A 21,907-nucleotide genomic window follows, 5' to 3' on the forward strand; every position below is an offset into this window, starting at 1 on the left:
GTAACTTTTTATAATCTGTTATCCATTTGTTTAACCATTTTATCTTTCCATTCACGGAAAGTTCCGGCTAAAATTTGACGGCGTGCTTCACGAACCAACCACATATAAAAACCTAGGTTGTGAATGGTAGCAATTTGTTTTGCTAAATATTCATCAGCAACAAATAAATGGCGTAAATACGCTTTAGAATATTCTAAATCTACAAACGTATGCCCCATTTCATCAATTGGAGAAAAATCGTCTGCCCATTTTTTATTTTTTATGTTGATTGATCCGTAAGCGGTAAATAACATTCCGTTACGTGCGTTACGCGTTGGCATTACGCAGTCAAACATATCAATTCCTAAAGCAATATTCTCTAAAATATTAATAGGTGTTCCAACGCCCATTAAATATCTTGGTTTGTCTTTAGGTAAAATGGCCGTAACAACTTCGGTCATTGCATACATTTCTTCGGCAGGTTCACCAACAGATAAACCACCAATTGCATTACCTTGTGCTCCAACATTAGCAATATATTCTGCCGATTGTGCACGTAAATCTTTATAAGTAGAACCTTGTACAATTGGAAACAACGTTTGCTCGTATCCGTATTTTACCGGCACTTTTTCTAGATGACTTACGCATCGGTCTAACCAACGGTGCGTCATATGCATAGAACGTTGTGCATATCGGTAATCACACGGATATGGTGTACATTCGTCAAACGCCATAATAATATCTGCTCCGATTGAACGCTGAATTTCCATTACGTTTTCTGGTGAGAAAAAATGGTAAGATCCGTCAATGTGCGATTTAAACTTTACGCCTTCTTCCTTAATTTTTCGACGTCCAGCTAACGAATAAACCTGATATCCACCCGAATCGGTTAAAATATTACGATCCCAGCCCATAAACTTGTGTAAACCACCCGCTTTTTCTAAAATTTCGGTTTTGGGACGTAAATATAAATGGTAAGTATTTCCTAATATAATATCTGGATTAATATCGTTTTTTAGCTCACGCTGATGTACGCCTTTAACCGAAGCTACCGTACCTACGGGCATAAAAATAGGAGTTTCTATCACTCCATGATCTGTAGTAACTTTACCCGCGCGCTTGCGACTGCGAATCTGTATGTAATAATTCGAACTTCATAACAATCTTTTACAATCGGCAAATATAATTCATTTTAATTCGGAAGTAAAACCTTATAAAAATAATTTCGTCTTAAAATTGTACTTTTGCGCAATGTTAGAAATTTTATATCAAGACGAATATCTTGTAGCCATAAACAAACCACACGATTTACTGGTACATCAAAGCCCAATTGCTCGAGATGCAAGTGAATTTGCCATTCAGTTATTACGCGATCAAATTCAGCAAAAAGTTTATCCGGTTCATCGTTTAGACAGAAAAACTTCTGGCGTTTTATTATTTGCTTTAGATAAAGAAACAAACAAAAACTTAACCCAGCAATTTACCGACAAAACCATTACAAAAACTTATTGGGCTATTTTACGTGGATTTGCTCCGCAAGAAATGCGCATTGATTATGCCTTGTTTAACGATGCTGGAATTGAACAAGATGCGGTAACACAATTTAAAACCTTACAAACTGCCGAAATACAATTGCCCTTTGGCAAACACCAGACTTCAAGATACAGCTTGGTAGAAGCTAAGCCCGAAACAGGGCGCATGCATCAACTTCGTAAACATTTTGCGCACATTATGCATCCTATTTTGGGTGACAGACCGCATGGTTGTAACAAGCAAAACAAATTGTGGTTAGAAACCCATAATATGAATACCATGCTATTACATGCAAAAACGCTACAATTTCAGCATCCAAAATTAAATACCTTAATAACAATTGAAGCAAATCTTTCGGATGAATTTAATCGCGTTGCCAAAATATTAGATTTTAATCTACCTTAATTAAAAAATAAAAGCAGTAGAAAGTTGTAATCGGGCAGATTCGAAAGTTGTAGAAACTTGATATCGATCTACAAATCCATACGTAAAATCGAATCCTGTTTTAAAATAAGAAGTTGGTTGATAAATGGTATTTATACCAAAATGTTGAATGGTTTTGTACTGATTTTTCTCCATATATTTTCCTTTACCTACATTAGAATAGCTGTAAAACAAAACGGAGCTCCATCGGTTATTCCACCAATGCTCATAAGCTGCAACCCCCGAATAAACGGGTAGTTTTTGCAATCGGGTTGGATTATTAGGATCTACAACCGCATCATAACCTTCTTCCCAAAATGAAATTACATTGGTTGCAATACCAGACCCGGCTGCGGCAACCAATTTAAAATTACTTAATGCATTGGTATATAAAAGCGAAGATGCGTGTATACCGTACCCCAAAGTTGTTTGCATTTTTTGCATATCATTGCTCAAGTTTAAATTACGCTTATAACTTATCGGGCTTAAAATAGCTGCCCCGCGAATGTAACTTTTAGCTCCGTATTTAAAAGCTCCAACAACATTCGGGAAAATTTGATTTTTTTTCCACATAAAATCATTTTCGGGTAAAGTAAGGCTGGGCGTATTGGGATCTTCTAATGAAAAAGCATATTCTATTTTGCTGCTTATTTTTTCTAAGTATTTAATCTGGATTCTTCTTGCATATAATGCAGCATTTGGGCCATTAAAATCTAATAAATTGGGCCACGTTCCTAAATCGTTTAAAGTACTCCAATCTTGGCCAATTAACCAATTTTTGTACGTTAAGTAAATTTTACGAAGATTAAATTGCGTTTGGTTATTGGGTCCGATAAAATTAAACTCAACATAACCACGTAAACCGGCATCATTATTATTTATGCCCACGCCAACTAACGTTTGACGCATGGTAATATAGGTATTATAATCGGTTTGGTTAGATTCCATATAAGTTGGATAATATCCATCTATATACGTAAGCTTTTTATTATCAACAATAACGTCCGCCTGAACATAGCCTGAAAAATCCAAGCTCCACGGAGAATCGTTATGAGGTTTAAAGACAAGGCGTTGTCCATTACAATAAATACAAATTAAAAATAAGCTAGTTGTTAAAAAATTCTTCATTATTCATTTCATTTTTCCTCCTACAACCAAAATAAATGGTTATTAATAGCTACTTGACTATAACATTTCATCTTTAAGTTCAAACTTCGTTATAATTATTTAACACAATTTTATGCTTTTAGTGCTTTTTTTTAGTACTTTAGTGATGCTAAGCTTTACATCAAAAACTTTTCTATAAAAACTTGTTTATTATGAGCCATCAAATTACACATTTAACCGTTAGTCAAAAAAATGACGAATTCACTTCTTTTTGTGCTACAACATTAGCTTACAATGCGCGTTATATTCTGGAAACGAATGCTACGCAAAAGCAAATGAAAAGTGATTTACATATAAACAATTGGACAAGAAACAATTGGGATATAACCTTACAAATTATGCAACAAAAAAGAGATTATTTTGACCGTGAAAACGAGGCAAAATAACAAGTTGCGCTAAATACCCAGTTGTATTTCTATTTTTAAATCTCATTTTATCGCTACAAAATTAGTATTTTTGTTTCACTCAAAACCTAATTAAAATCATATTACAACCAACTGCGTTTTGTTGTAAAAATTGTTTTAGCGCATTTAATATTTACAAGATGATAAAATTCGATTCGGTCAAGCTAGCTATTATTAAAAAAGACGTTTACAGTCTTTTACATGTAATTATATTAATTCTATCGCTTTTTCTTATCATAAGCATTTCGTACGACACGTTTACCAATGTGCCTTTTCAACAAGAAAGTTCGTATTTAAAAATTCAGCTTTGGATTTGTCTTTTTTTTCTATTCGACTTTTTTTTAGAATTAATTTTTACCCAACACAAGCTTGCTTATCTTAAATCGCATTTTATATTCTTCTTCATATCAATTCCTTATTTAAGCATAATTGATGCTTATCATATTGAACTAAGTAATGAAGCTGCGTATTTTATACGTTTTATTCCGTTAGTTCGCGGTGGTTATGCGTTAGCCATTATTGTTGGCCGTTTTACAAAAAGTAAAGTTACCAGCTTATTTGTATCGTATTTAACCATGTTATTGGCTACGGTTTATTTTGCCAGTTTACTATTTTTTGTAATGGAACACAATGTAAATCCGGCTGTTGTAAACTACACCGATTCATTATGGTGGGCGTTTATGAATGTTACCACGGTTGGTTCTAACATATATGCAGTTACCGCTGTAGGCCGAATTTTATCGGTTATTTTACCTTCGTTAGGAATGATGATGTTCCCGATATTTACGGTTTATATGACCAATGAAGTACAACGCGTGAATAAAAAAACTCCAAAAACACCTCAAAATCAATAAGTAAAAATGAAAAACGATCGTGTTTTTAAAATGAAATTCTCCGGAGTTTATCCGCATTATGTTAAAAAAGTAGAAAGTAAAGGAAGAACCGTTGCTGAACTTCATGAAGTTATTTTTTGGTTAACGGGGTACAGCGAGCAACAATTTCAAGAAATTTTAACGAACGAAACCAATTTTGAAACTTTTTTTAACCAAGCACCTTTACTAAACCCCAATGTTAATAAAATTAAAGGTGTAATTTGTGGTTATCGCGTAGAAGAAATTGAAGATTCGCTGATGCAAAAAATTCGTTATTTAGATAAGCTTGTTGACGAACTTGCAAAAGGCAAGAAAATGGAAAAAATTTTACGTGACTAATTACTTTCAACCACTATTTATCATGACCAAAAAAACAATACAACCTAAAATGATTTTATATACCGTTTTAATTTTAGCTGTTTTAGCATTTATTATGTATAAAATAGCCCATTACATAGGCATTTTCGAAGCTCAAAATAGCGCCTTATAACTTAAAAATCATTTTTTACTTTAGCACCATATTTTGCTCGCAAAGCTGTTAACTTAGGACTTATATAAGCTGTACAAAAAGGTGCTTTTTTATTTTTTAAATAATAATTTAACTGCATTTCTTTATTCTGTGTAAAACCAACAAACTTTAAATTTAAGGTTATGTAATTTTGTAAATCTTGTTTTTTTAATTCTTCTAAAATTGTCGCAATTCGTTTTTCATCGTCCGAATTAAAATAATATACAGCCGAGCGGTATTTGCCACGCATGCTATGTTGTTTTGTACTGCTGTGCGTTAGTAAATGAATTGCAATTAAATCAGCCAACAAAATGGTTTCGTTATAATGTACAATCATAGCTTCTGATGGATAATTGTACGGCGGTTCGCTGTCAATCCATCCTTGTTCTACTTTCTCAACTCCGTGTAAAGACTGAAAAACAGCTTCGGTACACCAATGGCATCCTCCACCAAATCCAATTTTATTATTCATTTTTTGATTTATAGTCGTTTTTTGATTTAATACCTGACAAATTTGTACTTGAACCACAAACAATCGCATTAAAAATAGTACTTTTAAAGTTGAATTTATAAACACAATAAAAATGAGTGCTTTACCCATTTTAATGTACCACAACTTGGTTGCTACCAATCAGAAATCGAAAGGTTTAAGCCTTTCGGCAGAAAAACTAGAAAAACAATTGCAATTTTTACACGCTGCACAATATACCACGTACCATTTAGCTGAGTTACAAAATCAAACTAAAATAGCGCCTAAAAGCGTGGTTTTAACTTTTGATGATGTTACACGAAATCAATTGCAATACGCGGTGCCGTTGCTTGTAAAATACAACATGAAAGCTACTTTTTTTATTCCGTTTCAATACGTGGGTGGTTTTGATGGTTGGAATGCAGGTACCGAAGCAATTATGTCGGTATCAGATTTACAAAATTTACCAAAAAATATAGAATTGGGTTACCATTCGTTTGCGCATGCAAATTTTGCTCAAATAGATGCTCAAGCCATGCAAACGGATTTTAATTTAAGCGAGCAGTTTATTACAGAAAACAAGTTAGATGTTTATCCGGCTTTTGCATATCCGTATGGAAAATATCCCAAAAAAAAGGAAGAAGAAAAACAGCAGTTTTTTAAACTTTTAAACCAAAACAAAATGCAATTTGGTTTGCGAATTGGCAATCGCGTTAATCAGTTTCCGTTTAAAAATCCTTACGAAATTTTACGAATTGATATAAAAGGAGAAGATTCGCTTTTAAAATTTAAGCTAAAACTGAAATTCGGCAAATTGCGTTTGTTTTAGCTTTGGCGCAGCTGCGTTAGGGATTGCAGCGGTTGTTTGAGCATGTTACGCCTTTTTTGGTGTAACTGCGAGTGCAAAAAGCCCGCCGTGGGTTGCCCAACAAGCAACCTGCGGAACGCCCAACCACAGATTATGAATTAAGCAATAAATTGCTTTTTAAGTATTTTTTTGCTGTTTTTAAGCTGGGGTTTATAGTAAAAATTTAGAATAGATATATATTTTACGCTATCTTTGCTAGCGTTTAACTAGTACACAATTTATGAAACCAAACACGCAACAACTAAACGATTTAACAATACAAGTTCGAAGAGATATTCTTCGTATGGTACATGCTGTAAGTTCTGGACATCCTGGAGGTTCTTTGGGTTGTGCTGAGTTTTTAGTAGCCTTATATCAAAACATCATGGACCGTAAAGAAGGTTTTGATATGCATGGAACAAATGAAGATTTGTTCTTTTTATCAAACGGACATATTTCGCCGGTTCTTTATAGTGTTTTAGCACGTTCGGGCTATTTTCCGGTGGCAGAATTGGCTACTTTTAGAAAATTAAACACACGCTTACAAGGGCATCCAACTACGCACGAAGGTTTACCAGGCATCAGAATGGCTTCTGGTTCTTTAGGACAAGGCATGTCGGTTGCAATTGGTGCAGCTCAAGCTAAAAAATTAAATGGTGATACGCATACCGTTTTTTCGTTACATGGTGACGGAGAATTACAAGAAGGACAAATTTGGGAAGCGGCTATGTATGCAGCTGCTAAAAATGTAGATAATTATATTGCTACTATTGACCTAAACGGTAAGCAAATTGACGGACCAACGGACGAAGTTTTAAATATGGGATCGTTAAAAGCAAAATTTGATGCTTTTGGATGGGATGTTTTAGAAATTAAAGAAGGAAATAATGTGGAAGCTATTTTAAACGGAATGGCTGATGCTAAATCTCGTTTAGGTAAAGGAAAACCTGTTTGTGTTTTACTTTATACTGAAATGGGTAACGGGGTTGATTTTATGATGCACACGCATGCATGGCACGGTAAAGCGCCAAATGATACACAATTAGAAGCTGCATTGGCTCAAAACCCAGTTACTTTAGGAGATTATTAATAGCTTATTTTGATTTAAAAGACCATGAAAAAATATACAAATACAGGAAATAAAGATACGCGTTCTGGTTTTGGTGCAGGTTTAACCGAGCTAGGACAAAAAAACGAAAATGTTGTTGCACTTTGTGCCGATTTAATTGGATCGTTAAAAATGGATGATTTTAAAAAGAATCACCCAGAACGTTTTTTTCAAATCGGTATTGCTGAGGCAAACATGATTGGTATTGCAGCAGGAATGACCATTGGTGGTAAAATTCCGTTTACCGGAACGTTTGCAAACTTTTCTACCGGACGTGTTTTTGACCAAATTCGTCAATCGGTAGCGTACTCAGACAAAAACGTAAAAATTTGCGCTTCGCACGCTGGATTAACTTTAGGTGAAGACGGAGCAACGCACCAAACTTTAGAAGATATTGGTTTAATGAAAATGCTACCTGGCATGACGGTAATTAATACTTGCGATTACAACCAAACCAAAGCGGCAACTTTAGCTATTGCAGATTATGTTGGTCCGGTTTATTTACGTTTTGGTCGTCCATCTGTTCCAAACTTTACACCAGAAAATGGTGAATTTGTAATTGGTAAAGCTGTTTTATTAAACGAAGGTACCGATGTTACTATTATTGCTACGGGCCATTTGGTTTGGGAAGCACTAGAAGCTGCAGAAGCTTTAGAAGCAAAAGGCATTTCGGCTGAAGTTATTAACATTCACACCATTAAACCTTTAGACGAAGAAGCCATTTTAAAATCGGTTGCCAAAACAGGTTGTGTAGTTACGGCTGAAGAACATAATATGTTAGGTGGTTTAGGTGAAAGCGTTGCAAGAACTTTAAGCACAAACAATCCGATTCCTCAAGAATTTGTTGCTGTAAAAGATAGCTTTGGTGAATCTGGAACACCAGATGAATTAATGGAAAAATACGGTTTAACCGATAAAGATATTGTTGCTGCTGCTGAAAAAGTAATAGCAAGAAAAAAATAATCTTTAAAATATATATTAAAAATCCCGCTGTTTTACAGCGGGATTTTTTTTGAAAAAAAGAAAATATTTAAATATAATTTTTTAAATTAAACTTAAAACTTTCTCATAATTAGTTAACCATGAAACTTATTGTTTGCTTATTCATTTCTCTACTATCTTTTGCACAAAATAGTAACGAGAAAGACAAATATGATTTTAATTATTATACCATATATCAGGTAAATTGGGCAGACGGAAGCTCGTTTAAAAAATTATATTTAAACCATACAACAAATCCCGATTACGTTTTGTACGTAAAAATGACAGATAATTTTAGTATAAAATCTGCAGAACTTTACGATCGTAATGTAGCGCAATATTATCGTTTTATTTTTCCTGACAGCACGCAGCTAAAAAATGTAAATGATATTGGTAAATTAATTACCGGATATGAAAAAGGCACAACAAACTGGGAAGCCATTAAAAATAACAAAAACAGGTATTATAATGCAAAACAAGTTGGTGTTGATGATTATTCGCATATTGAATTAAACTTTTATAAGAATAAAAAGAAAACGCGATTAGACCATACCATTTATCTTGAAACACAAAATCATCCAACAATTAAAAATCAGTTTTACGCATCGGGTTTAAACTTTTTTTATTACAATTTGGCTTTAAACAGCATAAAAACTGACCAGTTTATTACCAAAATATACCGAACGGATGACGAGAAAAAAAGTGCTGAAGAAAATCTTTTACAAATAAAACCTACTACCGTTACCATTGAATTAACTCCATAAAAAAAGCCCAAATTTACATTTGGGATTTTTTAATATTAGTTATTTGCTATTAATGGCAAGCTGGGTTTAAATGCTTTTTCAAGCCGCCCGTTGTACCTTCGCAATTTAAAATATCGTTAAACGGAGGAACAACCCCATTAATCTTAATTTCTTCAATTGTTAAATATCCGTCGTTATCATCGTCAGCATCCATGTAATTTGGAATACCATCTCCGTCGGTATCAATAATAGTTCCATCTTCATTATAACCAAATTCGTAACGAGAAGGAATTCCATCATTATCTTGATCTAAATAGAAAACTTGATTTAAGTTGAAAGTAAAAATTAACGGTGCGTAAGCCGGAATACCAGCCGATGCGCTGTTGTAATACCCTAAACCAGATGGAACAAACATAACACCAGATCCGTAGTTAGAAAATTGCAGTGTTCCGTCTGATGCAAAACTACTTGTACCTGATCTGAATTTTGGCATAATTAATTGCCAACCTGCAACTACGTTAGTTAAATCAAAACGAGCACCTAATTCGTTAGAATCAAAAACTTTTCCGTCTAAAGTAAAACCTTTGTACGTAGCAATTACTGCATCAGCACCAGATGGTCGGTTTCCGTATTCTTCGTTTTCAAACGCTTCAATATTATCAGGTTTATCATCTAATTGTAAATAATAAATTTTATAAGTAACATCTTTACTTTTAAAATTTAAAACTTTAATAGGAAATTCGGTTTGATCCATAATTGACACGGTTGATGCATCTTTAATAGAATCAAAAACTACGTTAATTACATCGCCATTATTATTTTTAGTAACATTAATGGAATGGTTGTTTAAATATTCTTCAATCTGAACAATGTTTTCAGCATAAACTTCGTCGTATGGTCGAGGTGGTGTGTAAGACACATTGTCATCCTTTTTACAATTCACAAAAAAAAGAGTCGAAACAACTCCTAGAACGGATAAAAATTTCTTCATCACTATTTATAATTATTAACCCTTGCAAGATACAATTTTCATTTATTTTTGTACTATATTTAATCATAGATTTTTAAAAAATGAGAATTGATAAATTTTTATGGTGCGTACGTTATTTTAAAACCCGAAGTTTAGCAGCCGAAGCTATTAAAAAAGGGCATGTAAGCGTGAATTCGCAAACTGCTAAAGCTTCTCGAGATGTTTTTCCTTCAGACAAAATTGTTTTACGTAAGGACCAAATAAATTATGAAATGGTTGTTTTAGATTTGCCTCCAAATCGCGTGGGTGCCAAATTGGTTGATATGTACATTAAAGATACTACCCCGCAAGAAGCTTTTGACCATTTAGAACTTTTAAAGCTTGCCAAACAACATTACCGAGCAAAAGGACAAGGAAGGCCAACTAAGAAAGATCGTCGAGATATTGAAGATTATGTTGAAGATATTGATACAGACGATGAAACTACTGAAAAACAAGCCTAAACAAAAACAAACAACAAAACCGAATGGAAAATATTATTTTAACTGATCAAGAAATTAAATTTAAAACCAAACGAATTGCTTATCAGATTTACGAAACCTTTGTAAACGAGCAAGAAATTGTTATTGCAGGAATTTCTAAAAGCGGTTATATTTTTTCGCAACGTATTGCCGATGAATTAGAAAAAATTTCTGATTTAAAAGTAATACGTTGCGAGGTAGCAATTAATAAAAGTGAACCATACCAAAAAATAAACACATCAATACAACCCGAAGCATACCAAAACAAAGCGGTTGTTTTAGTTGATGATGTTTTAAATTCTGGTGCAACCTTAATGTACGGTGTAAAACATTTTCTTGATGTACCGATAAAAAAATTAAAAACAGCTGTTTTGGTAGACAGAAATCATAAAAACTTCCCGATTAAGGCAGATTTTAAAGGCATTTCGCTATCAACTTCTTTACACGAGCACATACAAGTTGTTTTTACAGAAAATAGCGCACAAGCCTTACTAAGTTAGTTTAGAAACAAGCTCCGCAACAACCGCATCAGTTGTTTTACCATCAGTCAACACTGTATTTTTTGATTGATGGTAAAAATAACTACGGTCAAACAAATGTTTGGCTACATATTCGGTTAATTCTTCTTTGCTTTTACCTACAATTAGCGGTCTTTGATTGTTTGATTGTAATAACCTATTTACAATCTCGTTAATCGATGTTTTTAAGTAAAAAGAAGCAATATCTGTATTTTTAAGAACTTCATGGTTGTTTGCATAACAAGGTGTGCCACCGCCCAAACTTAAAACAAATTGAGAATGATTTTCTAAAAATTGATGCAGGGCTTGATGTTCGTATTTTCTAAAAAAAACTTCGCCTTTTTGATTAAAAATTTCTGAAATGCTTAATCCAAGGTTTTGCTCAATAATAGAATCCAAATCGTAAAACGGAATATTTAAGGAATTGGCCAGCGCTTTACCAACGGTAGATTTGCCAGAGCCCATATATCCTACTAAAATAATTTTGTTCATGTATAAACTACTTATAATAAATAACTTAATAAATCAGGGGTAAAAAAAAGCAAATTTAAATGTTTTTTCTCTTGCATTGTTAAAAAAACGTCCTATCTTTGCACCCGCAATAAGGCAGTTAATATACTGCTATTTTTGCTAACAAATATAACAAAATGACTTGGTAGCTCAGTTGGTAGAGCACATCACTTTTAATGATGGGGTCCTGGGTTCGAGCCCCAGCCAGGTCACTTTTTATTGAATTTTACTTTTTTAAGTAATGACTTGGTAGCTCAGTTGGTAGAGCACATCACTTTTAATGATGGGGTCCTGGGTTCGAGCCCCAGCCAGGTCACTTTTTATTGAATTTTACTTTTTTAAGTAGCGACTTGGTAGCTCAGTTGGTAGAGCACATCACTTTTAATGATGGGGTCCTGGGTTCGAGCCCCAGCCAGGTCACTTTTTATTGAATTTTACTTTTTTAAGTAACGACTTGGTAGCTCAGTTGGTAGAGCACATCACTTTTAATGATGGGGTCCTGGGTTCGAGCCCCAGCCAGGTCACTTTTTTATTGAATTTTACTTTTTTAAGTAACGACTTGGTAGCTCAGTTGGTAGAGCACATCACTTTTAATGATGGGGTCCTGGGTTCGAGCCCCAGCCAGGTCACTTTTTTATTGAATTTTACTTTTTTAAGTAACGACTTGGTAGCTCAGTTGGTAGAGCACATCACTTTTAATGATGGGGTCCTGGGTTCGAGCCCCAGCCAGGTCACAAACTTCGAGTCAAGCTATTAACTAGTTTGACTTTTTTTTTTAATTTGGCCACGTGGAGAAATTGGTAGACTCGCCATCTTGAGGGGGTGGTGCTGCAAGGCGTGTCAGTTCGAATCTGATCGTGGTCACTTTTTATTCTTTATACTTTTTTACATTTTAATTCGTTTATAAAATAAAAAAATGACAGGATTTGATTATTTTAAGCTGTGTGTAACGGATAAATACGCAACTTTTGAAGGTAGAGCTCGTAGAGCTGAGTTTTGGTACTTTTTACTTTTTAATATTATTTTCAATTTTGTGTTTCTGTTTTTATCGCTAGCACTTGTTGGAGCAACCGATAACACGGTATTTTTTTTAATATACCTTATATATAGTGTTTTAATTATTATACCCAGCATTGCTGTTTGCATACGCAGATTACATGATACAAACAGAAGCGGTTGGTGGTATTTATTAAATTTTATTCCCTTTGGTAGTATTGTACTACTTTTTATGTATTGTTACGAAGGGGATGTTGGCAGAAATGGTTATGGTAACGATCCGAAACGTCCAGAAGTTATTATTGAGTTTGAAACCATAAATAAAATATCATAAAAAAAGCAGTACTTAAAGTACTGCTTTTTTATTTCGATAAATTATTAATTGCTTCGCTACCGGGCAAATCCATCTTATCTGTTAATGCAGATAAAGATTTTAGTGAAAAATTACCTGACAAGGTCATTACTGTAATGTTATTAGCGCTTTGCTGATCTTCAATCAACATAAGCAATTCAGCTATCAAATCGCTATTTTTAGTGTTTTTTACATAAACTTTTACCAGTTTTCCGTTGTTTAAGGCATTTGTAATTTCTTGCAACGGATTTTTACTTAAATAATCGTTTGTTGTAACAACTAATAATTTAGCCGTTGGCGCATCAACAGTAGTTAACACGCGTAAATAATCTAAATTTTTAATTAAAGTTAAATAATTCTGTGCGTTGGTATCATTCGGATCAACTTTAATTTTAGACATTAAGTCGAACATTTTTTTATTTACAACCACAGCTTTTACTTTGTCGTGTTTTTCAAACGGTTCAAAAACTGCTTGCGCTTGCGCGTACAAACTTGTAAATAGTAAAAATAGCAGTAAAGTTAGTTTTCTCATAATTGCTTTATTAATCAGTTTAAACGTAAGTTAAGCTTATACGTTTCGATTATGATTTAAATGCCAAGAAATGGTATCTAAAGTAGTTTTAGTTACTTCAAACATACGTTCTATTTTTTTATTTTCTAAACTTTTTTTGGCATGATTGTAATATATAGCAAAACTAATGCCTAAAAATAATACTGAGGCAATAGAAAACCATTTGAGCATGTTGGGTTGTTTTGTTTTCATAGTACGTGGTATTAAGCTAAATATACGCAGAAAAATAAAGTAATGGTAAGATTAAACAAAAAATCTCCCTTTACAGGGAGATTTTTTGTTTAATCTTGGTAAAATCCGTTAGTTCCTAATCCACCTTTAAACGTGGCTAAAACTGAACCTGACGTGTTGTATATTGTTATTGTACTTTCTTCTGTAAACGCATTAGCATCTGATGTAAATACTTTTCCGTCTATCACATTAAATCCGTATAAAGCAGACCAACCACCATCGGCAACTTTAAAAAGTTCTTTTGCTGAGGCATTCTGAGCCAATTGTGCTAAACTAATTTCGTAAACACCTAAATTAGAAGTAAAATATAAATTATCACGATCTTCAACTAAATAATTAGCTCCAGCCAGTGCAAACGTATTGGTTTTAGAAACTGCATTATTTGTAATTGTTTCAATCGTTGTGATTGCTCCAGAAGTTAAAACATAAACCTGACCGTTTTCTTCTGATAATCCTTTAACAGATGCATCAAAAGCAATTGTATTTTCAACCGCTTGTGTTGCTGCATTAATAATAGCCAATTTTCCAGCAGAATAAGGATTAGAACCAACGTAAATTTTATTATTACTTTCTACAAGCAATTCTCCTGCAAAATCAAGAGTAATTGTTTTAACCAAAGTAAAGCTATTGGTATTATAAACCGTTATGGTTTTATTTGAATTGGTTACATACAACAATCCGTTTTCAACCAAAGCATAACGCGGATTATTTAATTGCTCGGTAATTGTAGTTACTTTTTTAAAATCTTTTTTATTTACAACTTCAACTACGTTTGAATTGTTTACAACAATAAAAACCAAATCATCAGAAAAAGCTAAACTTTGAGCAACATCGCCTAATTCTAACTGATTGGCATCAAAATATATATTGTTTTTAATCGCAGTTATTCCTTTATCAATCCAGCTAACAGATGCATTTGTAGAAAGAAAGTTACCTTCATTTAACACTATTATTCCTTCTGAATAATTTACAGCACCGTCTGCATTTCCTGATTTGTTATCATCAGAAGAACACGAAAATAGTAAGCTCGCAACAAGAGCTAATCCAAAAATCTTTTTCATTATTTAGTTTATTAATTAAATTTTTATTGTTAGTTGTACATTATAATTAATTCCGGGTAACCAACGCTCAACCATGGTTTGGTACGCTTGGTTGGTAAAATTATTTGCTTTAATTGCAAGACTGTATTTTGGTGTAATTTGATAATCTACCGCAGCATTGGCAATAAAATAGCTATCAATATTATATTGGGTATTATTATTGGTACGCGTATAAACTTCGCCGTTAAACAATCCGCTAACATCAAAACTAAATTTATTTAGTTGGTAATTGATGCCAAAAGTTGCTTTATGTTTGGGTACATAAATTTGAAACTTATTGGTTTCATCATTTTTAGCATGCGTATATGCATATAAAGCAGACAATTTAAATTGATGTTGATGGATTTGAAACTGATAATCGCCAAAAACTTCGGCTCCCCAAATGGTAACTTTGTTTGTGTTTTGCGCTCCCCAATATCCGCCCGAAGTAGGCAACCATTGAATTAAATTGGATACCGAATTGTAATATATATTAGCTGCTATTGCACTGTTTTTTGTTTTATAGGATTGATTTACCTCAACCTGATAACTTTCTTCCGGCTTTAAATCTAAATTACCGCCCGGTTGCCAATACAAATCGTTAAATGTTGGAATTCGGTAATTTTTAGAAGTTCGTACTTTAAGTTCGTAGTTTTCAGTTGGCGTAAACAACAAACCAGCAGAATATAGAAATGGCGTTTCATAATCGGAAGAATAATCAATCTTGGCTCCTACCTCAGCATGCCATTTTTCGGCAAATTGATTGGCATATAAAACAGAAGCTTCTACATTGGTACGTTCGGCAGCATCAATTCCAGAATCATGTCCGTTGCCTTTACTATTAGTTATAGAAACAACAGATGCAAGCTTACTGTGGTTGTTAATTTTATAGCTTCCCTCCCATTTGGCAAAAAGAGAATTTACATTGCCTTCGCTGTATTGATTTAAAGGTAATTGGTCGTAAAATTGATAACGTTCAGAAAATACCGCTGCCTTTAATTCGCTAACAAATGCATTTGTTTTATACTGCCAACTTAACAAGTTCCTAAAGGCATAATTGCGATATTTGGTAGGTATTTGATTTGGGCTAACTAATGAAAAATGACGTTCGTCTAAAAAAGTTGAGCTGTAAAAGCTTACTATATTTTTGTTGTTAATTTTATAACCTAGCGTTGCCCCAACGGTATTAGAATAAAATTGACCGTTTTTATTTTTCCAATCCTTTTTATGTTGTTTGTAATTGTTTTTAGAATCTAATCGATTAAACGAAACGTCAAAACTCCATTTTTGGTTGTTTACTTGCCAACGTCCACCAGCATTGTACGTATCAAAACTTCCGTAACCTAAATTAAATTCTCCTTGATTTCTGTTTTTAAAATACAAATCGTTGTTTAGCTCAATTGTTCCGCCAATGGCACCACTGCCTTTTAAAACACCACCACCGCCCGGTAAAACCGAAATTTGATCGTAACTTTTTAAAGGCATCGAATTAAAATCTGATTGCCCCAACAAAAAGCTATTAACCGGAATTCCGTTCCATAAAACAGCGGTTTGTTGTGCGGTTGTACCACGAAAAGATGGAGATGAAACCATACCAGCACCATTTTCTTTAAAAAAAATAGGCGTTTTAAACTGAAGTAATTGGGTTAAATTTTCAGCATGATTTCGCACAACAGAATCATTCAACTCAATTTTAGATTGGGTTTTATTAAAATTTTTAGAAACTAAATCGGTAATTACAATTTCGTCTAATACATGTTCCTGAGCATATAATCCCGTTACAAAACATGTACTTAAAACAAGCATTAATTTATTTAAATACATAGCTTACCTTACATCCCGAAGGCATTTTTAAAAAGTTATATTAGGCAGGTCTCCTGGCTTGTGTCTTTTTACGAACCTTCCCGTTTGTTTTCTAAACAGTGGTATAAAGCAATGTAAAAAGCATTCTAAATAGAACAAAACATACAGTTGCGGGTACAGCACAGGCTTAAAATACCTGTTTCCCTATTATTACAATTTTGTAACCTAATGCGCAGCAAATATAAAAAAAGATATGTATAAAACAGATGTTATCTAAAACAAGTTCCTATTTTTGTAGACAAATAAAGTAAATAATATGAAAAAAATCGGTCTACTTTTCGGAGTTCTTTTTTTATTTTTTAGTTGCCAAAAACAAACCGAACAACAAAATTTAGTTACGCAGGTAACTAACGAAATTGAATATGCTAAAAATTTTGAATTATACAGTTATCCAAATTTTCAGCTTCTAAAAATCACTAAACCTTGGCAACAAGCCAATAATGCCATAACCTACGTATTAGCAAAAAACCAATCTTTAGTACCAGATAGCTTAAAAAAACAGCCATTTATACAAGTTCCGGTTCAAAAAACAATTGCAACTTCAACCACACATATTCCGTCTTATGATATGTTACAAGAAGTTGAAAGTTTAATTGGTTTTCCGAATTTAAGTTACATTTCGTCGCCTAAAGTTCGCGAAAATATTAAGGCCGGAAAAATAACCGATGTAGGCGAAAACGAAAGTTTAAACACCGAGTTAATTATTGATTTAGCTCCCGATTTAATTATTGGTTACGGCATGGAAAGCAGTAATAAAACGCTAGATCAGTTTCAGAAAATTGGCATTCCAACCATTTACAATGCCGATTGGACCGAACAAACTCCGCTTGGAAAAGCAGAATGGATTAAATTTTTTGGGGCATTATTTGATAAAAATGAATTAGCAAAATCACAATTCGATTCTATTGCATTACAATACAACGATTTAAAAAAATTAGCACAAACAGCTAACAATAAACCGCAAGTTTTTTCGGGCGGATTATACCAGAACATTTGGTATGCACCCAAAGGAACAAGCTGGGGAGCTATTTTTTTAGAAGATGCGAACGCAGATTATATTTGGAAAGAAACACAAGGCGATGGCAGTATTGCCATTTCTATAGAACAAGCTTTATTAGATGCCAAAAATACACCAATTTGGCTAAACCCAAGCGGTTTTGAAACCTTACAAGATGTAGCTAAAAATAGCCAACACAACTTGCAATTTGATGCTGCTAAATCGGGAGAAATATATACCATTGCAAATAAAAAAGGAGAAACCGGCGGGGTGATTTATTACGAATTGGGCCCGAATAGACCTGATTTGGTATTAAAAGATTTAATAAAAATTCTACATCCCGAATTACTTCCTGATTACGAACTTTACTTTTATGAAAAATTAAAATAGCTTGATAATTTCTAAAAAACATATTGCCTTTTTTATCCTTTTTACCTTTGCTTTTGTTTTGTTTTTATTGCTTAACATCAGCTTAGGATCGGTTACCATTCCATTTAAAGAAATTGTAAATGCATTAATCGGAAACGAGGTAAGCAAATCAACTTGGGAATATATTGTTTTAAATTACCGATTACCAAAAGCAATTGCTTGCATTTGTGCTGGTATTGCTTTATCCATTAGCGGATTATTAATGCAAACCTTATTTAAAAACCCGTTAGCAGAACCTTATGTTTTAGGTATTAGTTCGGGGGCAAGTTTGGGGGTTTCAATCGTAATTTTAGGCGTTTCCTTTTTACCTGTTTTTTTACAAGAAATTGTATTGCAACCGTACGGCATTGTAATAGCTTCTAGCTTAGGTAGTTTATTGGTTTTACTTTTAGTTTTAGCTGTTGCCAAACAATTAAAACAAACCATGGCTATTTTAGTTGTTGGTTTAATGATTGGTAGCTTTACTGCAGCATTTGTAAGCGTTTTAACCTATTTTAGTTCGGCAGAACAAATTAAAAAATTCACCTTTTGGTCTTTAGGTAATTTAGGTAATTTAGATTGGTTGAGTATTAAAATATTAGTTATCTGCCTGATAATTGGCTTACTTTTAGCATTACAATCTATCAAAGCACTTAATTCATTATTATTAGGAGAAAATTATGCGCGTAGTTTAGGCATCAATTTTAAAAAAACACGTACCATAATTATTTTAGCAACTTGTATTTTAACCGGATCGGTAACCGCCTTTGTTGGGCCCATTGCTTTTATTGGTTTGGCCATTGCTCATATTACAAAGTTGGTATTTAAAACATCTAATCATTTTGTTTTGTATTTGGGTTGTATTGTTTTAGGTCCAAGTATCTTATTGCTTTGTGATACCATTTCGCAAATGCCAGGTTTTGATTTTATGTTACCTATAAATGCCATAACATCTATGATTGGTGCGCCCATTGTAGTTTGGTTAGTACTGAGAAAAAATAATAAGATTGTATAAGGATGGAAAATGTTATTTTACAAACCGAAAATATAACTACGGGCTATGACAAAAAAATAGTTTCCGAAAATATTTTAATACAATTAAAAGCCGGGCAATTAATTACGTTGATTGGTGTAAACGGAGTAGGAAAATCAACTTTATTAAGAAGCATTACCGGAATAATTCCAGTAATAAGCGGAAACGTTTCATTAAATAATCGCTCAATTGCTAACTATTCAACTTTAGAATTAGCACAACAAATTAGCGTAGTTTTAACCGACAAATTGCCCCCAAGCAATTTAACAGTTTACGAACTTGTTGCATTAGGCAGACAACCTTATACCAATTGGTTAGGTAATTTAGCTTCTGAAGATTTAGAAAAAATTGATTGGGCAATTAATCTAACCGAAATTAATGTTTTAAAGCATAAAAAGCATTACGAATTAAGCGATGGGCAATTGCAAAAAGTTTTAATTGCTCGTGCATTAGCTCAAGATACGCCCTTAATTGTTTTAGACGAACCTACCACGCACTTAGATTTGGTGCATAAAGTTTCGGTTTACAAATTGTTACAAAAGCTTGCAAAACAAACCAACAAATGCATCTTAGTTTCTACTCACGATGTTGATTTGGCTTTGCAGATGAGCAATGAAGTTTTGGTTTTAACGGAAGAAAAGCTTTATCAAAACACACCTCAGAAATTAATTGCAAGTTCGATTTTAGAACAAATTTTTATTCACGATGATATCTACTTTGATAAAGAAAAAGCAAAGTTTATTATAAAATAAAAAAGACCAGTAAAACTGGTCTTTTTATTGTAATTAAACCCCCATAAATGTGAAAGGTTGACTTACATTTAAATAGCTATTAGATAAACCAATATATTGTTGACTTTTAGAAACATCTAATTTTTTAACCGGTGTTTCTGGACTAAAATCTAACGTTTTTAAATCAATCCATAATGGTGTTAATGATAACGGATCTTCGTAATAGTAAACTAAGTTAGTTTGATCAGCAACCGTTCTCCATTTTGTTGAAGATAAATTTGGTTTTCCTTCAATATGAACCCCATAAGGAACCGAACAGTTTCTAATAATACTAAACGCGGCACCAACCGCAACTTTAGGATCATCACTTTGTTTTACAGCTTTAGCATAGTAAGATGCTCTTGCAAAACGATCTTCAGAACGTCCTGAACCTGGTAATGAAATATTACCTGGAATAAAGCTAATGTAATTATTTACCGCTAATTGTTTATCAAACGTTGGTGAATTGGTTAATACATTATATTCTGGGCTATGGTAAATAACCAATTTTTCATCAATATATTCAAAAATAGCGCTATCACCTTTTGAGTCAGAAATGGCTAAATGCACAGTTGCTAATGAAGTACGCCCTGGTGTATTAGCAGTTACAATAGTAATCGGATTTTTTTGTAAATCTTTTACTGCTTCATCAACCGTTGCATAGTTATCTAGTACGTACTGAGCCCAAATAGCCAAGCTCATTCCTTTTTGTTTTCCGTTTGCATTAAATTTAGGATAAATAGATTCTTCTAACCATAAAATATTAGAAACTAATCCTTTTTCATTAATCCCGTCGGTTGTAGCAATATCAAAAGCAGAAACTACTACGCTTCCGTATTTTGATTTCCATTTTGCTGATGCTTTACCAACTTCTCCATTACGTTCTGCTCCACGCGGAAAAACCCAAATATTTGGATAAATATCATCTTTCCAATCCATAGATCGAGCTGTAATAATCATTTTATTTTCTGGGCCTTTATATACAACGCGTGTACATGCATAAGCCGTATATGCACTTACTGCAATAGCTGCAATAAAACATAAGGTTAAAAATAGTGATGCTTTTTTCATTTTTTTAGTTATTTATTAATTGTTATATAAAAATCCTACATTATCAATCCAAAATTTACTATCAACATTTCCGGTATAAGGCGCTCCGTTACTCGATGAAAACTGCAAAATTAAATGCGTTACTTCATCAGTTTCATTACCCCAACCTTGCTCGATAATAGGAACAACTTTACCTTTACTATTCTTTGCATAATACGCATTTTCTCCTTGTAAAAGCCCCATATAAGGCTTATAAAATGCTTTTTTAGTAATATCACCGTACTGAACAGGAATTTGATGTTTATTCTGCCATGTATTTTCGGTTTTAGTAAAAAGTTGCCATCCTGTTCCGATGCGCTTCGCATAAATATTTCCTGCAGCATCTTCCCATCTTTTTTGTAAAATTATTTGTACTTCACCATTATCTTTTTCGTTAGTTTCTGTTCCTTTTGCACTCATTCCATTTATACGTTTTGATGCACCACCAGTAACAATTTTATAATCAAATTGCAGCGCTTGTGGTTTTTTAGTAAACGGAATACCCGCACTTAATTTACTTCTCGGGTTTTTGGTATCTGTAATAGGTTCTAACATTTCTCCTAAAAATATAGTTCCGCTAGCTAAAACATTAATATTTATTACGCCTAAAACTTTTACACGTTCAACACGTGTTTCTAATCGAGCTGCAAAACCATTTCCGTGTTTTTCAGGAAAAACCGTTACGCTGCCTTTGGTAATTCCACTAACGGTTGCTAAAACCGATGATGTAGCCCAAGGCGATTTCGTATTTTTATACGGTGTGTTATTTTTCAACGTATCCTTTTGCGGTGTAATTTCGTACAAATATTGCATTTTTCCACCTATTACGTACGATTCTTTAATTTCTCGAACCATCCAATTATTCATATCACCGTAAGGCAATAATTCAAATTTTTGGGCTTGTACTTGATTTGCAAACAAGGTTAGAAAAAGTAAACCAATGGATTTATATAAAAACTTCATGG

At 33.3% G+C, this 21,907-nt stretch carries 25 protein-coding genes, 7 tRNA genes, 1 pseudogene and 1 riboswitch; of the genes and pseudogenes, 22 read left to right on the top strand and 11 right to left on the bottom strand.

Going from position 1 to position 21,907, the window contains the following annotated elements:
- Positions 1–8: 8 nt before the first annotated feature.
- Positions 9–1,137, bottom strand: a pseudogene (gene tgt / locus K5I29_RS07815) (tRNA guanosine(34) transglycosylase Tgt).
- A gap of 93 nt (positions 1,138–1,230) precedes the next feature.
- Between tgt and K5I29_RS07820 the strand changes: the two are divergent.
- A complete protein-coding gene (locus tag K5I29_RS07820; RefSeq protein WP_264432214.1) occupies positions 1,231–1,917 on the top strand; it encodes a pseudouridine synthase in 687 nt (228 codons plus the stop codon).
- Here K5I29_RS07820 and K5I29_RS07825 read toward each other — a convergent pair whose 3' ends face one another.
- Positions 1,918–3,063: a DcaP family trimeric outer membrane transporter gene (locus K5I29_RS07825; RefSeq protein WP_264432216.1), complete on the bottom strand. Its 1,146-nt coding sequence runs from the start codon at positions 3,061–3,063 to the stop codon at positions 1,918–1,920. It lies immediately after the preceding gene.
- A 191-nt stretch (positions 3,064–3,254) separates the two neighbouring features.
- Between K5I29_RS07825 and K5I29_RS07830 the strand changes: the two genes are divergently transcribed.
- The 4 genes from K5I29_RS07830 to K5I29_RS07845 all read left to right on the top strand — a co-directional run bounded on the left by K5I29_RS07830 (position 3,255) and on the right by K5I29_RS07845 (position 4,868).
- Positions 3,255–3,488, top strand: coding sequence for a hypothetical protein (locus K5I29_RS07830; protein WP_264432221.1), 234 nt, complete (start codon positions 3,255–3,257; stop codon positions 3,486–3,488).
- 158 nt (positions 3,489–3,646) lie between these two features.
- A complete protein-coding gene (locus K5I29_RS07835; RefSeq protein WP_264432223.1) occupies positions 3,647–4,360 on the top strand; it encodes a potassium channel family protein in 714 nt (237 codons plus the stop codon).
- Positions 4,361–4,366: 6 nt separating this feature from the next.
- A complete protein-coding gene (locus K5I29_RS07840; protein WP_264432225.1) occupies positions 4,367–4,717 on the top strand; it encodes a DUF2200 domain-containing protein in 351 nt (116 codons plus the stop codon).
- 22 nt (positions 4,718–4,739) lie between these two features.
- Entirely contained in the window at positions 4,740–4,868 is a 129-nt protein-coding gene (locus K5I29_RS07845; protein WP_264432226.1) for a hypothetical protein, read from the top strand.
- 1 nt (position 4,869) lies between these two features.
- On the opposite strand, the gene K5I29_RS07850 is transcribed toward K5I29_RS07845, so the two are convergent.
- Positions 4,870–5,358 carry a peptide-methionine (S)-S-oxide reductase gene (locus tag K5I29_RS07850; protein WP_264432227.1) on the bottom strand — a complete coding sequence of 163 codons (489 nt, stop codon included), beginning with the start codon at positions 5,356–5,358 and terminating at the stop codon, positions 4,870–4,872.
- A 112-nt stretch (positions 5,359–5,470) separates the two neighbouring features.
- Between K5I29_RS07850 and K5I29_RS07855 the strand changes: the two genes are divergently transcribed.
- The 4 genes from K5I29_RS07855 (at position 5,471) to K5I29_RS07870 (ending at position 9,055) form a co-directional block, all read left to right on the top strand.
- Positions 5,471–6,184 (top strand): polysaccharide deacetylase family protein, encoded by a 714-nt coding sequence (locus tag K5I29_RS07855; protein WP_264432229.1) that lies wholly within the window; start codon positions 5,471–5,473, stop codon positions 6,182–6,184.
- Between the two features lie 259 nt (positions 6,185–6,443).
- Positions 6,444–7,292, top strand: a complete 849-nt coding sequence (locus K5I29_RS07860) for a transketolase (RefSeq protein ID WP_264432231.1) — start codon at positions 6,444–6,446, stop codon at positions 7,290–7,292.
- A 24-nt stretch (positions 7,293–7,316) separates the two neighbouring features.
- Positions 7,317–8,273 carry a transketolase family protein gene (locus K5I29_RS07865; RefSeq protein ID WP_264432232.1) on the top strand — a complete coding sequence of 319 codons (957 nt, stop codon included), beginning with the start codon at positions 7,317–7,319 and terminating at the stop codon, positions 8,271–8,273.
- A 119-nt stretch (positions 8,274–8,392) separates the two neighbouring features.
- Positions 8,393–9,055 carry a hypothetical protein gene (locus K5I29_RS07870; protein ID WP_264432234.1) on the top strand — a complete coding sequence of 221 codons (663 nt, stop codon included), beginning with the start codon at positions 8,393–8,395 and terminating at the stop codon, positions 9,053–9,055.
- Positions 9,056–9,104: 49 nt separating this feature from the next.
- On the opposite strand, the gene K5I29_RS07875 is transcribed toward K5I29_RS07870, so the two are convergent.
- Positions 9,105–9,953 (bottom strand): FKBP-type peptidyl-prolyl cis-trans isomerase, encoded by an 849-nt coding sequence (locus K5I29_RS07875; RefSeq protein ID WP_264432235.1) that lies wholly within the window; start codon positions 9,951–9,953, stop codon positions 9,105–9,107.
- A 152-nt stretch (positions 9,954–10,105) separates the two neighbouring features.
- Here K5I29_RS07875 and K5I29_RS07880 point away from each other — a divergent pair, with 152 nt between their 5' ends.
- Together K5I29_RS07880 and K5I29_RS07885 are read left to right on the top strand one after the other, a co-directional pair.
- Positions 10,106–10,507: an RNA-binding S4 domain-containing protein gene (locus K5I29_RS07880; RefSeq protein WP_264432237.1), complete on the top strand. Its 402-nt coding sequence runs from the start codon at positions 10,106–10,108 to the stop codon at positions 10,505–10,507.
- A 23-nt stretch (positions 10,508–10,530) separates the two neighbouring features.
- Positions 10,531–11,025, top strand: a complete 495-nt coding sequence (locus K5I29_RS07885; protein WP_264432238.1) for a phosphoribosyltransferase family protein — start codon at positions 10,531–10,533, stop codon at positions 11,023–11,025.
- On the opposite strand, the gene K5I29_RS07890 is transcribed toward K5I29_RS07885, so the two are convergent.
- Entirely contained in the window at positions 11,017–11,535 is a 519-nt protein-coding gene (locus K5I29_RS07890) for a shikimate kinase (RefSeq protein WP_264432240.1), read from the bottom strand. The two genes, K5I29_RS07885 and K5I29_RS07890, sit on opposite strands and share 9 nt — an antisense overlap.
- A 157-nt stretch (positions 11,536–11,692) precedes the next feature.
- On the opposite strand from K5I29_RS07890, the gene K5I29_RS07895 reads away from it, so the two are divergent.
- The 8 genes from K5I29_RS07895 (at position 11,693) to K5I29_RS07930 (ending at position 12,883) form a co-directional block, all read left to right on the top strand.
- Positions 11,693–11,765 (top strand) — tRNA-Lys (locus K5I29_RS07895).
- A gap of 31 nt (positions 11,766–11,796) precedes the next feature.
- Positions 11,797–11,869, top strand: a tRNA-Lys gene (locus tag K5I29_RS07900).
- A 31-nt stretch (positions 11,870–11,900) separates the two neighbouring features.
- Positions 11,901–11,973: transfer RNA gene (locus K5I29_RS07905), tRNA-Lys, on the top strand.
- A 31-nt stretch (positions 11,974–12,004) separates the two neighbouring features.
- Positions 12,005–12,077, top strand: a tRNA-Lys gene (locus K5I29_RS07910).
- Between the two features lie 32 nt (positions 12,078–12,109).
- A tRNA-Lys gene (locus K5I29_RS07915) sits at positions 12,110–12,182 on the top strand.
- 32 nt (positions 12,183–12,214) lie between these two features.
- Positions 12,215–12,287 (top strand) — tRNA-Lys (locus tag K5I29_RS07920).
- Between the two features lie 48 nt (positions 12,288–12,335).
- A tRNA-Leu gene (locus K5I29_RS07925) sits at positions 12,336–12,417 on the top strand.
- A gap of 52 nt (positions 12,418–12,469) precedes the next feature.
- Positions 12,470–12,883 carry a DUF805 domain-containing protein gene (locus tag K5I29_RS07930; protein ID WP_264432243.1) on the top strand — a complete coding sequence of 138 codons (414 nt, stop codon included), beginning with the start codon at positions 12,470–12,472 and terminating at the stop codon, positions 12,881–12,883.
- Between the two features lie 28 nt (positions 12,884–12,911).
- Here K5I29_RS07930 and K5I29_RS07935 read toward each other — a convergent pair whose 3' ends face one another.
- From K5I29_RS07935 to K5I29_RS07950, 4 genes are all read right to left on the bottom strand, one after another.
- Positions 12,912–13,433 carry a DUF4252 domain-containing protein gene (locus tag K5I29_RS07935; protein ID WP_264432245.1) on the bottom strand — a complete coding sequence of 174 codons (522 nt, stop codon included), beginning with the start codon at positions 13,431–13,433 and terminating at the stop codon, positions 12,912–12,914.
- Between the two features lie 36 nt (positions 13,434–13,469).
- Positions 13,470–13,664, bottom strand: coding sequence for a hypothetical protein (locus K5I29_RS07940; protein ID WP_264432246.1), 195 nt, complete (start codon positions 13,662–13,664; stop codon positions 13,470–13,472).
- An 89-nt stretch (positions 13,665–13,753) separates the two neighbouring features.
- Positions 13,754–14,764, bottom strand: coding sequence for a YncE family protein (locus K5I29_RS07945; protein ID WP_264432249.1), 1,011 nt, complete (start codon positions 14,762–14,764; stop codon positions 13,754–13,756).
- Between the two features lie 15 nt (positions 14,765–14,779).
- Positions 14,780–16,606: a TonB-dependent receptor gene (locus tag K5I29_RS07950; protein WP_264432251.1), complete on the bottom strand. Its 1,827-nt coding sequence runs from the start codon at positions 16,604–16,606 to the stop codon at positions 14,780–14,782.
- Positions 16,607–16,632: 26 nt separating this feature from the next.
- A riboswitch (cobalamin riboswitch) is annotated at positions 16,633–16,829 on the bottom strand.
- 72 nt (positions 16,830–16,901) lie between these two features.
- On the opposite strand from K5I29_RS07950, the gene K5I29_RS07955 reads away from it, so the two are divergent.
- The 3 genes from K5I29_RS07955 to K5I29_RS07965 are packed head-to-tail and all read left to right on the top strand — an operon-like array spanning position 16,902 to position 19,835.
- Positions 16,902–18,032, top strand: a complete 1,131-nt coding sequence (locus K5I29_RS07955) for an ABC transporter substrate-binding protein (protein WP_264432252.1) — start codon at positions 16,902–16,904, stop codon at positions 18,030–18,032.
- A gap of 1 nt (position 18,033) precedes the next feature.
- The gene (locus K5I29_RS07960) at positions 18,034–19,065 is read left to right on the top strand and encodes an iron chelate uptake ABC transporter family permease subunit (RefSeq protein ID WP_394358555.1); all 1,032 of its coding nucleotides are present in this window, start codon (positions 18,034–18,036) and stop codon (positions 19,063–19,065) included.
- Between the two features lie 2 nt (positions 19,066–19,067).
- Entirely contained in the window at positions 19,068–19,835 is a 768-nt protein-coding gene (locus K5I29_RS07965) for an ABC transporter ATP-binding protein (RefSeq protein ID WP_264432254.1), read from the top strand.
- A 33-nt stretch (positions 19,836–19,868) separates the two neighbouring features.
- On the opposite strand, the gene K5I29_RS07970 is transcribed toward K5I29_RS07965, so the two are convergent.
- Both K5I29_RS07970 and K5I29_RS07975 read right to left on the bottom strand, forming a co-directional pair.
- Positions 19,869–20,924 (bottom strand): linear amide C-N hydrolase, encoded by a 1,056-nt coding sequence (locus K5I29_RS07970; protein WP_264432256.1) that lies wholly within the window; start codon positions 20,922–20,924, stop codon positions 19,869–19,871.
- Positions 20,925–20,939: 15 nt separating this feature from the next.
- The gene (locus K5I29_RS07975) at positions 20,940–21,905 is read right to left on the bottom strand and encodes a PCMD domain-containing protein (protein ID WP_264432259.1); all 966 of its coding nucleotides are present in this window, start codon (positions 21,903–21,905) and stop codon (positions 20,940–20,942) included.
- Positions 21,906–21,907 lie beyond the last annotated feature (2 nt).

The organism is Flavobacterium agricola, assembly GCF_025919725.1.
GTDB classification, from domain to species: Bacteria; Bacteroidota; Bacteroidia; order Flavobacteriales; family Flavobacteriaceae; genus Flavobacterium; species Flavobacterium agricola.